Source organism: Mesorhizobium maamorense (assembly GCF_044998965.1).
Lineage (GTDB): Bacteria > Pseudomonadota > Alphaproteobacteria > Rhizobiales > Rhizobiaceae > Mesorhizobium.
On sequence record NZ_CP173356.1, the window covers coordinates 224,940 to 239,594 of the forward strand.

The window sequence follows — 14,655 nt, forward strand, 5'->3', positions numbered from 1 at the left end:
GGCAGAGACCGGCGGCTGGATGGTAAGCGCTGTTCCGGCGGCACCTTTCGCGCGTGGATGTAAGGGACGATGTTCGAGGCCTTTGAGGGCTTCGACATATGACGGTTTCAGAGTTTACGCTTAAGTCCAGGGACGGTGAGCCGGTCCGTCGGCTGGAGATCTTCACTGGTTCGGGTCGGCGGCGTGAGTGGCCGCCGGAGGAGAAGGCCCGGATAGTGGCGGAGAGCTACGAGGCGGGCGAGACGGTTTGTGCTGTGGCACGCCGGTATGGACTTTCCCCGCAGCAATTGTTCACCTGGCGTCGGGCTGCTCGCCGGCCGATGGGGGAGGAAGCGATATCGGAATCCATGTTCGTGCCGGCGGTGGTGACGGCAGCGCCTCCGACGCCTGCGGCGAAGCATCGGCCACAGCCAAAGAAGCGGGAGCCGGCTCGAGACGCTGGTGAGATCGAGCTCGAGATCGACGGCATCGCAATGCGGGTGGGTCGTGGGGCGGATTCGAAGACGGTTGCAGCGGTGATCCGTGCGCTGAGGGCAACGTCGTGATCGGGCCAACGGGAGCGGTCAAGGTCATGGTGGCGACGAAGCCGGTCGACTTCCGCAAGGGAGCGGAAGGTCTGGCAGCGCTCGTGCGCGAGGCTATGGGCGCGGATCCGTTCTCGGGCGCGGTCTACGTGTTCCGGGCCAAGCGGGCCGACCGCATCAAGCTCGTCTACTTCGACGGCACGGGCGTATGCTTGTTCGCCAAGCGGCTGGAGGATGGCAAGTTCTGCTGGCCGGGCATTACCGATGGTGTCGTGCGACTGACGGCGGCACAGTTGCAGGCACTCCTGGAAGGCCTCGACTGGCGGCGGGTGCACGAGACGCGCCAGATGCGTGTTCCAACGACGGCGAGCTAACCATCGCATTATTGCCAAATCACTGGAATCCATGCTTGAATCCGCTTCGTGACTGACGCGGCCGCTGCCCTACCCGACGATCCTCAAGCGCTTCAGGCGATGCTTCTGGCCGCGCGCGCGGAGAATGAGAGGCTCCGCCAAATCATCAAGGAGTTGCAGCGCTATCGCTTCGGCCGAAGGGCGGAGAGCCTGCCTGAGGACCAGCTGCTTTTGGGGCTGGAGGAAGCCGAGCAGGTAGAGGCGGAGGGCTTCGCCAGCGCGGAAGCCGCGGACCCCTCAAAGCGTGATGCCAGGGCTCGTAAGCGTCGCGCCAACCGCGGCTCGTTGCCCACCCATCTGTCGCGCGTCGAGCAGGTAATCGACATTGCCGACAAGATCTGCCCGTGCTGCCAAGGTCAGCTGCATGTTATGGGCGAGGACGTCTCCGAGCGTCTCGACATCGTGCCCGCCCAGTTCCGTGTGATTGTCACCCGTCGACCGAAGTATGCCTGTCGGGCCTGCGAAGAGGTGGTCGTGCAGGCGCCAGCGCCGGCACGTCTCGTCGAAGGCGGCATTCCTACAGAGGCCACGGTGGCTCATGTTCTGGTGTCGAAGTATGCCGACCACCTTCCCCTATATCGTCAGGCCCAGATCTACGCCCGCCAGGGCGTCAATCTCGACCGTTCGACACTCGCCGACTGGGTGGGCAAGGCAGCTTTCCTGCTTCGCCCTGTGCATGAGCGGCTGTTCGAGCGGCTGAAGGCTTCAGACAAGCTCTTCGCGGACGAGACCACTGCGCCTGTGCTTGATCCGGGCCGGGGGCGGACCAAAACGGGGCAGTTGTTCGCCTATGCCCGAGACGACCGACCTTGGGGCGGAATGGACCTACCCGGCGTCGCCTATCTCTACGCTCCGGACCGCAAGGCCGAACAGCCGATCCGGCATCTTCAGGGCTTTGTCGGAACCCTGCAGGTCGACGGATACGCGGGTTACAAGGCGCTGGCCGAACGCAACGCCGTGAGCTTGGCCTTTTGCTGGTCGCACGTGCGTCGCCGCTTCTATGAGCTCGCGCAGTCCGGCCCCGCGCCGATCGCGACGGAGGCGCTCGCCCGCATCGCCCAACTCTACCACGTTGAGAGCGATATCCGCGGTCGTTCCGCCGACGAACGCCGCGCCGTCCGGCAGGAGAAAAGCCGTCCCGTCATCAATGCCCTTGAGCCGTGGCTTGGACAGCAACTCACCCTTATCAGCCAGAAGACCAAGCTGGCGGAAGCCATCCGCTACGCGCTCTCGCGCTGGCAAGGTCTGACACGATTCCTCGACAACGGTACGATCGAGATCGACTCCAACGTCGTCGAGCGCGCCATCCGTCCCATTGCGCTGAACCGCAAGAATGCGCTCTTCGCCGGCTCCGACGGCGGCGCCGAGCATTGGGCAACGATCGCTTCGCTGATCGAGACATGCAAGCTCAACGGCGTCGAGCCTCACACCTACCTCGCTGACGTGATCGCCCGGATCGTCGCCGGCCATCCACAAAGCCAGATCGACGATCTGCTGCCTTGGGCCTACAGACCTATGCCGCTCAAGGCAGTGGCCTGAGAACAGCGGTTACGCTGGATGTGCCGGTGGTCGCGACCGGGAAGATCAGATCAACATCGGCCGGATAGACGTTTTGGCGTCGCGACAGTCCTACAGCCCACAGCAGACTGCGCTCACTCAACGCCTGACCAAAAGAGCTGCTCGACTGACGTTGCCCCCAAGTTTTATCCAATCCTGAGTTCGCTCCGGCGATCTATGTTGCCCTGTTGGGCGGTTTGAGCGACGGGCACAGGCGCGGAGCTGATCACGGTGCGCAGCGCTGTGTCCCGTCGCGGGGTGAAGGTGTGGGCGAACTCGAAGGGGGTCTGCCATCCGAGCCGCGAATGTGGGCGATTGAAGTTGTAATCTGTCCGCCAACTGGCCAAGACCGCGCGAGCCTGTGCCAATGAGGTGAACAGCGTCTCGTTCAGCAGTTCGTCACGGAGGCGACCGTTGAAGCTCTCGATGAAGCCGTTCTGCATTGGCTTGCCCGGCGCGATATAATGCCAGTCCACGCGGCTTGCATCGGCCCAGGCAAGGATCGCATTGCTGGTCAGTTCGCTGCCATTGTCACTGACCACCATCTTCGGCTTGCCGCGTTCGATCACGAGCCGATCGAGTTCGCGGGCAACCCTCACGCCGGACAGAGACGTATCCGCGACCAACCCCAGGCACTCGCGCGTGCAGTCGTCGACGACGGTCAATATCCGGAAGCGACGGCCATCGGTCAGCTGATCCGACACGAAGTCCAGTGACCAACGGTCGTTGGGTGCAACGGGGACCATCATCGGTGCCCGCGTTCCAATGGCTCGCTTGCGGCCGCCACGGCGCCGAACGGCAAGCCTCTCCTCGCGATAGAGCCGGAACAGACGCTTGTGATTGACCACATAACCTTCCCGCCGCAGCAGCACGTGCAGGCGGCGATAGCCGAAGCGCCGGCGCTCATGCGCGATCGCCTTCATCCGCTCCCGCAGGTCACCATCGTCGCCACGGCTCGCCTTGTGGCGAACCGTCATCCGACAGCAGCCGATGGTCTTGCACGCCCGCCGCTCGCTCATCTCGAATGCCGTTCGAAGATGCGCGACAGCCTCTCGCTCGGCAGCGGGCGTCACCATTTTTTTCCGAGAAGATCTTTCAAAGCGGCATTGTCGAGCATGGCGTCCGCCAGGAGCCGCTTCAGACGAGCGTTCTCATCCTCCAGCGTCTTCAGCCGCTTCGCTTCCGACACGTCCATGCCGCTATACTTCGCCTTCCATTTGTAGATGCTGGCGTCGCTGACCCCGTGCTTGCGGCACAGATCGGCCACCGAAACTCCGGCCTCATGCTCCTTCAAAATCCCGATGATCTGCTCTTCACTGAAACGGCTGCGCTTCATTCTCTGGTCCTCGCGTTGGGCCAGAGCGAACTTCAAACCGGATTAAGCCAAAGGGGCAACGTCACGACCCGTAGCCCGCGTCGGCAAGCACGCAGCCGAAACGCGCGCCGGAGGCGATGACACGATCGATCTCTTCGATGGCGATCTCCGGCTTTGTCAGAGCGACCTGTCGATCCTTCGGGACGCGCGCCCGCATCATCCGCTCGGGATCATTCGTCCAGGTGTCGGGCAAGAAGAGCCGAAGGCCCACCATCACCGGCACTTCGCGTGAGGCCAGGGTCACCGACACCAGCGACTGGCAGTTGGACGTCTTGCCAAGCGAAAGCGTATTGAGGCGCGACACCAACCGAATGTTGTCCGTTCTTCGGTAACGCTGTGTCGTCAATGACGAGAAAACCCGCCTCATCGCCGACTAGGCGATCTGCCTCCTTCAGCAGGGCGGCGTCGAGCGGAGCGCTGTCCCAAACCCCTGCCGCGACATGATGAAGCTGATCGTAGCCGACATCGCCCGCTCGCGCGGCCATCGGTTGTACGCTCTTACGGTCGCCCGGCCCGATCAGACCAGCAATGTACAGCGGACACATCCGGCGCCGAGCTGGATGCGAAAGACCTGCCAAAAACGGTTGAAGCCAGTGCTCGAGATCGGCTTGCCAGTCCACATCCATTGATCGGCCCTCCACAAGCCGACCTCCTATGAATCACGCAAACTCTCTCTTGGGAATTCCAAAAACTCGCCCGCCAATAAAAATCTGCCAAAGTAGTGCTAGGACGTAGACTCATAAGCGCGTAGCCAGATGCGGACTGCGACGAGTTTGAGGGCGGCCGGATAGTTCTCAGCCAGTTTATCGTAGCGGGTCGCGATGCGGCGGAACTGCTTGGCTTTGTTGAAGAAGCGCTCGATCAGGTTACGGGCTTTATACAAGAAAGGGCTGAAGCAGATCGCGTCCTTGCGGTTGCCTTTGGGTGGGATGTTGGCCCATGCCTTTCGCTCGGTGACAGCAGTGCGCAATGCGTTTGCATCGTAGCCCTTGTCGGCGAGTAGCATGGCACCCTCAGGCAGATCCTTGATCAAGTCCGCTGCGGAGGCGATGTCGCTCTTATGGCCTGCCGTGAGCGACAGCTTGATCGGCCTGCCTTGGGCGTCGACAAGAGCATGGATTTTGGTTGTCAGCCCGCCTCGGGAACGACCGAGAAAATGATCTCGATCCCCCTTTTTGCCGTCGCGCCCTGCTGATGGACGCGAACAATGGAGGTGTCGGTCATCTGCACCTTGCCGTCATGGCCTTTGGTGATGGCGTCCATGAGGCGGTCCCACACGCGTGCTTTTCGCCATCGGACGAGGCGATTGTAGCAGGTGGTTCGTGGGCCGTATCGCTCTGGCAGATCGCGCCAAGGCGCACCGGATCGCAGCACCCAGAAGATGCCGTTCAGGACGCGCCGATCATCGACACGTGGCACCCCTCGCGGTTTGTTGGGCAACAGCGGCTCGATTACGCGCCATTCGAAGTCGGTCAGGTCATATCGGCTCATGCGGAGTCTGAATCAGGTTTCGCCCGCGATAGGAAAGCCGGAGTCGCAAAGCGACCCTATAGAAGACATCTACACTCAGCGCCTCTGACGAAACACGCCCAGAAGTGGTGCGGACGAGCGGGGTAAGGTGCGTCCGCCGGTTTCAAGCTCATTCAGCAGGTGCTGCATGATCTCTTCGAGTTTGAACTGTAGTGAGCCATATTCGGTGATCTCGCCGGAGCGTTCGTAGGCGGTGCGTTGAAAGCCGTCCTCACGATCGTTGAACCAGATTGCGATTTGCCCAACTATCCCGACAACCCAAAAGTTCGCCGAATCGCTGATTCTCCACCGCAGCCTGTCGCGATCCGAGGCTGAGTCGGAAACGATTAGGCTGTTGGAAAAGGTACGGATCCCGGCGGCGAAATCGCGCTTCCACGAATATCCACACACTTCTCGGGGGCATGGGCCAACGCGTGATGATCGCAATGGCGTTGGCCAGCAAGCCAAAGCTGTTGATTGCCGACGAGCCGACGACGGCGCTGGACGTAACGATCCAGACGCAAATCCTTGAGCTGATCAAGGAGCTGCAGCAAGAGGAAGGCATGTCCGTCCTCTCATCACGCACGACATGGGCGTCATCGCCGAGATGGCCGACCGCACGGTGGTCATGTATAACGGCAAGGTGGTCGAGGCTGCGCCAACCGAGGACTCTTCAAACGCCGCGATCACTCCTACACGCGATCGCTGCTTTCAGCCGTTCCAAAGCTCGGCTCGATGAAGGGGCGAAGGAGACGATGCGTTTCCCGATCGTCGATCGCACGACTGGCCAACCGGCGTGTCGGCCGAGGTACCGGACACTGTCAAGGAGGCGGAGCGATCGGTGCTGGAGGTTGCGGGCTTGACGAAGCGCTTCGAAATCCGGTCGGGTATGTTTTCTTCAGTCAAAGGCCGGGTCTACGCGGTCGAGAATGTATCCTTCAGCGTCAAGAGCGGCGAAACTTTGGCACTGGTCGGCGAGTCAGCTGTGGTAAATCTAGGACCGGCCGGACGGCGATGCGGTTGAATGAGCCCGTCTCGGGTTCGAATTTGCTCGACGGCGTTGACCTTGTCAAACTTGGCCAATCCGAGTTGCGCAAGCAGCGTAATCGCATGCAGATGATCTTCTAAGATCCGTTCGCATCGCTCAATCGGGCATGGATATCGGCACGGCGATCATCGAACCGCTGCTAATCAATAATCTCACCAGCCGTTCGGAAGCACGCGATAGGTCGCCGACCTCCTGCGGGGAGTGGGACTTTCGCCTGACATGGTCTCGCTGCCGTTGGGACCGTTGGCAGCACAAAGAACGGGAGACGTCGCCGATCGATCGTATCGCTCTTCGGAGTTGCGAGGGCAGCGATACTGCCTTTCTGATCGGCTATGTGCTGATATTCACGTTCGGTGTGTATTTGGGGTCAATGCCGGTTTCCGGATTGCCGGGATTCGACAGCGGTGTGTGGGAAGTCTTGCGGCATGTGCTTCTACCCGTGACCATGATGCGAAGGGGCAGCATATAATCGCTCGCATCGTAATTTTCAGTACATAGAGCGAAAGATCTGACCTCGAAACTATTCAGGATCAAAGAAACGTGTGCCGTGAAACACTAGATCCGTCGTGGAAACCCGGGAACTAAGCTCGGGTGAAGCAAATTATCGATGGGCCGTCAGAGCGCGACGTCCTGTAAGAGGCCACCGCGTATTAAGGATGCAAAGTGAGATATCCTGCGCCTCATCATCGGCCGAGGTTATCCTCGCCAGAAGCGCTTCCAAGGCCAGGTCTGGTTCAAGTTCCTGTGGCAGACGGGAGCGACAAGCGAGCACTCTCTCCAAAGGCGGGTCCACATCTATCGTGACTATATTGATCTGAAGCGGCTGCGGACCCGAAAGATTGAACTTAACGCCGCGGGTAAAATGGACAAGGGGATCGCGGCGGAAGGCTTTGTCCCAGGACGCGGCTGCGCGTTCAGACGTGAGAATGTCTGGCTTCGGCGGGCACGTTCGGGCATTCCCCCTGTCAAGATCAACGGGACCAGCGCCAATCCCGACCGCCGGCCAGATGAACCTACTCTGTTCAAGGATCGGCGGCCGCTTTGAGCGTCACACCACAAACTGTGTTCGACTGTCTCGCACGTGAGCTGGCTCAAGGGGCGACAGCTCACCAAGGGGCAGCCATGGCAAATCGAACTCTCAGACGACCAGATCAACACCCTGTGGACACGGATCGCGCGCACCCGCGATTAAAGAAGGAGGCGCCATAACAACTTCGGTGACCCCGCATGACGCTCGCCGCGGTCGACCGCCTTTGTCCACCACGCCACAATTCTTTGAGCTGAATGTCGGGATCTATCGGCGCCGCGAGGCGATCGAGCGAAAGCGAGGGCCGGCCGGCCGGCATCATAGGCGCCACCAGCGCGACACACCAACGCCGCGACAGAAGATCCTCATCCAGATTGATGGTATAGAACGGCTCCTCCGACAGCATCGGAGTGCTAAAGGTGGCCGTTGTTGCAGCCACAAAGGGAGAGCCGTTCAGTGAAGCAGAAGGACTGGATTTGGCCGAGAATGTTTTTCGTGTATCATGGCGCCGATCCCGGAAGGAAATCGATCTTAAACAAGAGTCTCCGGCGCGCTGAGGTGCTGCGGCTCTTCGACAAGACGCCACCGTGTCTGGTTGCGATCGAGGCCGGGCCTGTGGCGGATCTCATCATTGCGCCCGCGGGATCGCGGCATTCGGGCACGACGTACGGCTGATCCCGCCGATCTATGTCAAGCCATTCGTAAAGCGCGGCAAGAGTGGTGCCGCCGATGAGGAGCCGATCAGCGAAGCCGCCACCCGCAGGACCATGCGTTTCGTCCCGTTCAAAACCACTGAACAGCAGACATCGGCGATGATCTTGAAGCCGCGCGTTCTTCTGGTCCGGCAACAAACGCAGGCGATCAATGCGCTTGGTGCCCCATCTATCGGAAATGGACATTGTAACCGGTGTCAGCACTGCCAAAGTAGCGGCTCTCGTCGAAATCTTGCGTGACGAAACTGACGAACGCCTACCCCGCGCCGCACGATTCGCCTTGACGCAACTCGCCGACCAGATCGAGTTGCTTGCAGACCAGATCGGCGGGCTTGAGCGCGCACGACGTCGCTGTCGGCCTGCTTCTCAATCAGCTCGATCAGGGCCATTCCCATCAGTCATCGTGGTCTCAGTTGAGGTTCCAGGTGTTGCTACCCGAACCTTCTCGAAGACCGGCGATGACCGCCAGCGTTATGCCGGCAGCTCCGCGCCCGCGGCCTCCACCACGTTTAGGGACGTCACCACCCACCGACGAGTTCGTCCTTCACTAACCGTGCTGCGTAGAGCTCGACGAAATGTCCGTGGTGTCCCTCCTCAGGGTCGCAACGCCGGCTCCTGCCAGATACTCTTCCGTCATGTTCTGCGCTGTTGAAAGCGGAGGCGGGAGACATATTATGCCGAGCCGATTATGCCGCTCACGATGAATCCCTGGGAAAACGAGCCCATTCGGTATGGTTCGGCGGGCAGCATAAAACACAAAGGTCAACGGGGTCGATCAGTTCGCCTGGCTCACCCAGACCCTTAGTGCATCACTCCCGGCTGGCCGAACCGCGATCTCGGCCAACTCCTACCATTCGACTGAACGGCCGCGGCTAGACGCTTACGCGGATGAGTCTTTCAATTGCTGCTCCCGCAATCATAACAGTCGAAGGCTGGGCATAACAAATCTCGACTAACCGACAGGTTCCGTTTCGCTGAAACTAGATCTGAAAAAGCAACAACCGAAGGATTAAACAAACGGTATGGGATTGCGGCGGGAATGGAACCAGAAGTTTGAGGAGGACAGAATGAATGCTGTGGCACTCAGTCGCCGTGCCGGTACAGCGCACTTGCCCTCCGGGCCGATCGCGGAAATCAGAATGGCCCGCGCGATCCGTAACAGGAATGGAGGAGGAAATCATGAATGAGGCCAACCCCGAGTGGCTGCCGGATCCGATGAGGCCCGACGCGCCCATGATTCCGCGAACATGGTGGGAGCTGTCGCCGTACAACCGTTGGACATATCAGCATAGTTGCGAGTGGACGCCGACCGCGTCGATCCGGCGCGGCCCCGGACCTGTCCTGCCGCTTCCGCAGCGACTCACGGACATCGATGGCATCGAGTTCGAGGTTAACGGGCGGCGTTATACCATTCGCGAGTTTCTGGACCGCAGCTATACTGACGGATTCCTTGTTCTGTCTCGCGGCAATGTCGCGGCCGAAAAGTACATGAATGGCATGGAGCCCCACACTGCCCATGTCGCCATGTCGGTATCGAAGTCGTTTACGGGAACATTGTTAGGCATACTCGTCCACAAGGGCGTCATCGACACGGACAGGCTTGTGACACACTATCTGCCCGAACTGGAGGCGACCGCCTATCGCGGTGCCAAGATACAGCATGTGCTGGACATGACGGCTGGGGTGAAGATCGCGGAACCCTACACTGAGCCTCATACGCCCGCCCACATGTTCCAGCTGGCTACGGGATGGAGTCCGCTGGAATATGCCAAGTATCCCGACTACCCCAAGAACACTTGGCAGGCCGTCCTGAGGCTGACCGAGCAGGAGGCGCCGCATGGCGCACGCTTCGAGTATCGTTCGCCCGAGAACAATGTGTTGGGCTTCATCATGCAGCGGGTCACCGGGAAGCGGATTCCGGAGCTTTTCAGCAGCGAGCTGTGGGCGCCCATGGGGGCCGAGGAAGACGCCTATATCACCATTGACCAAGGCGGCTTTGCCTGCACGGATGGCGGTTTCAATGCGACCCTGCGTGACTATGCCCGGTTTGCGCTGTTGCACCTGCGCGGCGGAAAGCTATATGGGAAGCAGATCATCCCATCGGAATGGATCGAGAAGACACGAAGGGCTAATCGGGATCTATTCCGGATATTCGGGCACGCCAGACAATACTTGCCGAAAGGCGCTTACCACAACACGTTCTGGATCGAGGACCCTGAGCGGCGCGCCTATGTGTGCACTGGGCAGGGCGGCCAGCTGATCTATATGGATCCGCAAACCGACTTTGCGGCGGTGAAACTGTCGTACTATCCAGATGACGGCAGCTACTCGGGTCGCACGCTCGAGGCGGTGACGGCGATCCATGCCATCAGGGATGTGTGCGCGGCCCGTTGAATGGCTAGCCCGTCGACCGTAAAGAACTCGGGGAGCTGCTGATATTCTTTAGGAATCGCCCGATTACTGATTTCGGAATTGCAGGAAACGGGCGGTTTCTTGCGATTCCCTGCCTGGCGAAGCGTGATTCACTGTTTTCATCGCAGTGAATCGGCGCCAGACGATGGGCCGACCACGTGAACGGCGCGAGGCGGGAGAACAGGATCTGTTTCGCGCCCGCCTTGATCAAGATCTCACATGAACCACGAGTTGGTGCGGCGGGCCCGCATCATCGGTTGGCCGGTGCTGGAAGCGCGCTTCGGCGACGTCTATTGCGACGGGCCCGGAATGCCGCCGCTGCCGACCCGCTGATGGCCGGGCTCGCCATCCTCAAGCACACCTTCAACCTGTCGCACGAGGTGCCGTATGCGCGCTGGATCGAGAACCTGTCTTGCAGTACCCGTGCGGCGAGGAGTTCTTCCGGCCGTTCGCCCGCTCCTCGATGACGCACTCGCGGAGCCGCATGGGCGAGGAGTGGATTGCAGCCCAGTTGCAGGAAAAGTTTGGCGGTCGCCGTCAAGACCGCCGCAAGATTTGGAGCCCTGCTTACGTGTCGATGGAAGTCTCCCGTTCGATCTGGGTTGTTTACGTCGCTGTTGCCGAGGATCGGTGAGAAGATGTCGAAGTGTCCGATGGCTGCCAGGTAACATCGCCGATCTGTTCGCTCTCTTTTCGAAGCTGCGGGAGAGAAGCCAAGCCAAGACCGGGCAGACCCCATCCGATCATCACGATCCAAGGAGGCTGGTCTCGACGGCTTCTGAATCCACCGCGTGCTTACGAAAGAGGGCATCGAAGCCATATCGTCGAGGGGGCGTCAATTGCGATCCTGCAGCGTAGGCACGTAAAGCCCGATCGCGTCGATGGTGAGGTACTGCTTCGGTTTTGTTGGCCTTCAAGAGGCGTGAACCGCGTATGTTCGATGGTACAGGCAAGGCCATTTCTCATGAAGAGGAAGATCGCCGGCGGATCGGCCGGGGAACGCAAGCGCGGATGGTCGAGCGTTTCTGCCATGTCAACTGCATCAAGGGCTGCTGTTCTCCTAGCGCAACCACTGACTATGAGCCGGTTCATAAAGATCGGCGACAGCGGCTCGAAGAACTGCGAATGGAGACGGGCACACACTGCCAAAGCATCTCAGGGCCCAGATCGGTCGAGAACTAGCAGGCCGTTGAAGAAGTCAGGCTCTTTCGCAAACGAAGCCGGAATCATCGGCGTTGTGGATGTAGAAGTGGCCGACGAGGCGACCTGCAGTGCCAAAGACAACCTAGCCGCGGCCACAGGCTGGGTCGTTCTCATGATGCCCCTCCCACGAGAATGCCGCGCATCTGAACCATCGCGGGTGCCATAGCGGGCATCGAGGAAGCCCTTGAGTGCGCCGAAGGCGATCTCGCCATCCGCCGAGCCTTTGAATGTCAGATGGGCTTCCTCGACGAGATCGAGGAAGTCGTTATCCCAAACATCCATCTCGATAATGCGCCAGCGGCCGGCGAAGGCCTTGGCGAAGTCGGGAACCTTGGCCATCAGCCGGTCTCCGCCATGAGCTTTGGCAGTGGCACCAGATTGTAGGCAGCGGCTGCGAAGGTGAAGGCCCATCCGATACGGTCGCGGCCGCGGAACCTGAACCGAACGCCTCTTCGATGCGCTTCCTGATGCTCTGGCTGACGGCATAGCCGCCATGTCGCGTCGTGCGCTCGTCGATCGCGGAACTGCGGCCGCTCGTGTTCTGCGCTACATGCGGCGTCACTCTCATCGAGCGCAGCTCATTGACGAAGTCTTCCGCGTCATATACCTTGTCGGAGCGAAGCGTGATCGCCTGGGCCGCTCCGCTGGAGGTTCGATCATGTGCAGTGCGGCCATCCGTTCAACATGTCCGTCGGCCAGTGTCGGGCAGGCGTCGACCAACAGGCCGTGGCGGTTCTCCATCAAGCGATGTCCCATAAAGCACAGTTAGGCGAGCGCGCAGGCCAGCCAGCTCTTCCCGACGCCGGCTGGTCCGATCAGGAGCAGGCTATGGCGCTGTCTGATCCAGTCGCATGTCGCCAGCCTCATGAAGAGATTGCGATCAAGACCGCGGGTTGCCCGGAAATCGGCGTTCTCGATCTGGGCGTCATGACGTAATCTGGCCCGCTCTGGCTTCGAAGCGCTTCTGACGGCGCGTTGTCGCCTCCCGTTCGAGCAGGATGGCAAGCCATTCGCCATGCGTGAGGGCTCTTGCCTCCGGCTGCGTCTCCAGTTCGTGGAACGCGTTTGCCATGCCGGAAAGGCCGAGTTCGCGCAGCATGTCGATGGTGGGATTGGTCAGCATTTGTTGATTATCTCCTTAATGAAAGTAGCCTGGGCCGCGAAGATTAGCGTGCTCGCCGACGGCGGCAGGTTCGGCGGTGTGCCTGGAGGCTTTGTGGGATTTGATGAGGGCGCTGATGCTTTTGCAGTTCAGGCCGCCGATCTCGAGCGCACGGGCCCGAAACGGCTTCGGCCTGCGCCGTGTCGATCGCCTGGTAGAGCTTGAGAACGCCGAGGCATGTTCTGAATCCCTGTTCCGGATGCGGCCGGCTGGCAAGAATGGCGATGAACGAGCCCCTCGGTCTGTGGACCGATCGAACGAGCCCAGCGCCGGAGCGCTCCGGCGACCATTCCGCGTAGCGGCGGTGCGAACTGGGCATGTGGTCCGGCTCGGTTCCGAAACGGGCCCCGCCATAGCGGCGCTGATGGGCAGCGACGCGCTTGCCCTTGAAGAAGATCTCGATCGTTCGGCTCGTCGCCCGGACATCCACCTGCTGGCGAATGAGGCTGTGCGGCACGGAGTAGAAATAGCGTTCGAACTCGACATGATAGTCCGTCGATACCCGCGCCAGCCGCCACTCGGCGAACTCGTATTCCTCGGCTGGTAGTGCGGCGAGCGCTGGCCGTTCCATCGTCTCGAACAGGTCGCGACGGCACTGGTCCAGTCGGCGCATGACGTGGGTGTTGATCCGCTCGACAGCCTCCCGGATAGCGGCATTGGCTTCGTCCAGGGAAAAGAAGGTCTGGTTCCGCAGCCGGCCTAGAATGCAGCTCTGCGCAAAACGGACTCCACTTTCGACCTTGGCTTTATCCTTCGGTCGCTTCGGTCGCGCCGGCAGAACGCCGACACCGTAGTGCGAAGCCATCATGCCGAAGCTGCGGTTGATCCCCGGATCGTAAAAGCTTGCGCGGTTCACACCGGACTTCAGGTTGTCGGGAACAATCAGGCGCGGGACGCCCCAAAAAAGCGGAACATGCGCACATGCGAGCCAATCCAGTCCGGCAGGGTCTGGCTCCATGTCGCCTCGGCAAAGGTATAGCTCGACGCGCCGAGGACCCCGAGAAAGATCTCGGCCTCGCGGATCTCGCCGGTCTTGCGGTCTACGATCGGCAGCTTCTTGCCGGAATAGTCGACGAACACCTTGTCTCCGGCGACATGCACCTGGCGCATCGTCGGCGTCAGCCGCCGCTCGAAGCCTCTAAAGAGATCACAGAATCTGCTGTAAGCGTAACCATCGGGATGAACGGCCCGATACTCCTCCCACAGGATCGACAGCGTCACGCCCGGCTTCTTCAGTTCGACCGCCAGCCTTCCCCAGTCAGGCTCGGTGCGTCGGCGTATCCCTTGTTTGACGCCCTGACGGGAGAAGAGCCGATGTTCGAGAACATCGTCAGTCAGTTCCGCCGGCAACGGCCAGGAAAGGTCGGCGGCAGTCGCTCGCTCTATGTTGTCCTGCACCGTACTGCGGGCATTCCCAAGCATGGTAGCAATGTCGCGAACGCTTATGCCGTCCGCGTTTAGGCGAAGCAGTTGTCTCAATTGTCTCATGGTCAGCCTTCTTCTCTTCGGCATGCATCTCTCCTCTACCGTCGAGGAAATGCATGCCAAGGTTGCTGACCCAAAGGCACTATCCAGGCTTCAAAACTGTCCGGTTTTTGATCGGAATGCCGTCCCGTAAATCGTCGGAATCCGCATCCGAATCTCTCCGGAGACACTGAATCACGCTCACAGTCCCGCTGCGAGCCATTTTTTTTTCAACAGCCTGCTAGACC

At 60.4% G+C, this 14,655-nt stretch carries 9 protein-coding genes and 6 pseudogenes; 6 read left to right on the top strand and 9 right to left on the bottom strand.

Features of this window, described 5'->3' with window-relative positions; translation table 11 throughout:
- Positions 1 to 98 precede the first annotated feature (98 nt).
- From tnpA to tnpC, 3 genes are read left to right on the top strand one after another with little or no spacing between them, the layout of a single operon-like run.
- Positions 99 to 545, top strand: coding sequence for an IS66-like element accessory protein TnpA (gene tnpA, locus ACIU1A_RS01695; RefSeq protein WP_404924843.1), 447 nt, complete (start codon positions 99 to 101; stop codon positions 543 to 545).
- Positions 542 to 898 (top strand): IS66 family insertion sequence element accessory protein TnpB, encoded by a 357-nt coding sequence (tnpB, locus tag ACIU1A_RS01700; RefSeq protein WP_404924842.1) that lies wholly within the window; start codon positions 542 to 544, stop codon positions 896 to 898. Before tnpA ends, tnpB begins: the two co-directional genes overlap by 4 nt.
- A 48-nt stretch (positions 899 to 946) precedes the next feature.
- Positions 947 to 2,476, top strand: coding sequence for an IS66 family transposase (gene tnpC / locus ACIU1A_RS01705; RefSeq protein WP_404924841.1), 1,530 nt, complete (start codon positions 947 to 949; stop codon positions 2,474 to 2,476).
- A 164-nt stretch (positions 2,477 to 2,640) separates the two neighbouring features.
- On the opposite strand, the gene ACIU1A_RS01710 is transcribed toward tnpC, so the two are convergent.
- From ACIU1A_RS01710 to ACIU1A_RS01720, 3 genes and pseudogenes are all read right to left on the bottom strand, one after another.
- A protein-coding gene (locus ACIU1A_RS01710) for an IS3 family transposase (protein WP_404924977.1) occupies positions 2,641 to 3,830 on the bottom strand; the annotation gives its coding sequence in 2 pieces (ribosomal slippage) (positions 2,641 to 3,572 and positions 3,572 to 3,830; 1,191 coding nt in all).
- 67 nt (positions 3,831 to 3,897) lie between these two features.
- Positions 3,898 to 4,532, bottom strand: a pseudogene (locus ACIU1A_RS01715) (IS701 family transposase); the annotation flags it as partial.
- Positions 4,533 to 4,593: 61 nt separating this feature from the next.
- Positions 4,594 to 5,360 (bottom strand): IS5 family transposase gene (locus ACIU1A_RS01720; protein WP_404926399.1). Its coding sequence is split into 2 segments (ribosomal slippage): positions 4,594 to 5,048 and positions 5,048 to 5,360, totalling 768 coding nucleotides; the frame shifts between segments, so codons are not numbered across the junction.
- 280 nt (positions 5,361 to 5,640) lie between these two features.
- Here ACIU1A_RS01720 and ACIU1A_RS01725 point away from each other — a divergent pair.
- Positions 5,641 to 6,651 (top strand): annotated as a pseudogene (locus tag ACIU1A_RS01725) (ATP-binding cassette domain-containing protein); the annotation flags it as partial.
- A 1,302-nt stretch (positions 6,652 to 7,953) separates the two neighbouring features.
- On the opposite strand, the gene ACIU1A_RS01730 reads toward ACIU1A_RS01725, so the two are convergent.
- On the bottom strand, positions 7,954 to 8,352 hold the full coding sequence (locus ACIU1A_RS01730; RefSeq protein WP_404926400.1) for a hypothetical protein: 399 nt from the start codon (positions 8,350 to 8,352) through the stop codon (positions 7,954 to 7,956).
- Positions 8,353 to 9,345: 993 nt separating this feature from the next.
- Between ACIU1A_RS01730 and ACIU1A_RS01735 the strand changes: the two genes are divergently transcribed.
- Both ACIU1A_RS01735 and ACIU1A_RS01740 read left to right on the top strand, forming a co-directional pair.
- Positions 9,346 to 10,560 carry a serine hydrolase domain-containing protein gene (locus ACIU1A_RS01735; RefSeq protein WP_404926401.1) on the top strand — a complete coding sequence of 405 codons (1,215 nt, stop codon included), beginning with the start codon at positions 9,346 to 9,348 and terminating at the stop codon, positions 10,558 to 10,560.
- A gap of 163 nt (positions 10,561 to 10,723) precedes the next feature.
- Positions 10,724 to 11,129, top strand: a pseudogene (locus tag ACIU1A_RS01740) (transposase); the annotation flags it as partial.
- A 647-nt stretch (positions 11,130 to 11,776) separates the two neighbouring features.
- On the opposite strand, the pseudogene ACIU1A_RS01745 reads toward ACIU1A_RS01740, so the two are convergent.
- The 5 genes and pseudogenes from ACIU1A_RS01745 to ACIU1A_RS01765 form a co-directional block, all read right to left on the bottom strand.
- Positions 11,777 to 12,120 (bottom strand): annotated as a pseudogene (locus ACIU1A_RS01745) (hypothetical protein).
- Positions 12,120 to 12,546, bottom strand: a pseudogene (locus ACIU1A_RS01750) (IS5/IS1182 family transposase); the annotation flags it as partial. The pseudogenes ACIU1A_RS01750 and ACIU1A_RS01745, both read right to left, overlap by 1 nt.
- A 6-nt stretch (positions 12,547 to 12,552) precedes the next feature.
- A pseudogene (locus ACIU1A_RS01755) lies at positions 12,553 to 12,904 on the bottom strand (ATP-binding protein); the annotation flags it as partial.
- 43 nt (positions 12,905 to 12,947) lie between these two features.
- Entirely contained in the window at positions 12,948 to 13,799 is an 852-nt protein-coding gene (locus tag ACIU1A_RS01760; RefSeq protein ID WP_404926385.1) for a Mu transposase domain-containing protein, read from the bottom strand.
- Between the two features lie 26 nt (positions 13,800 to 13,825).
- A complete protein-coding gene (locus ACIU1A_RS01765) occupies positions 13,826 to 14,455 on the bottom strand; it encodes a hypothetical protein (RefSeq protein ID WP_404926384.1) in 630 nt (209 codons plus the stop codon).
- Positions 14,456 to 14,655 lie beyond the last annotated feature (200 nt).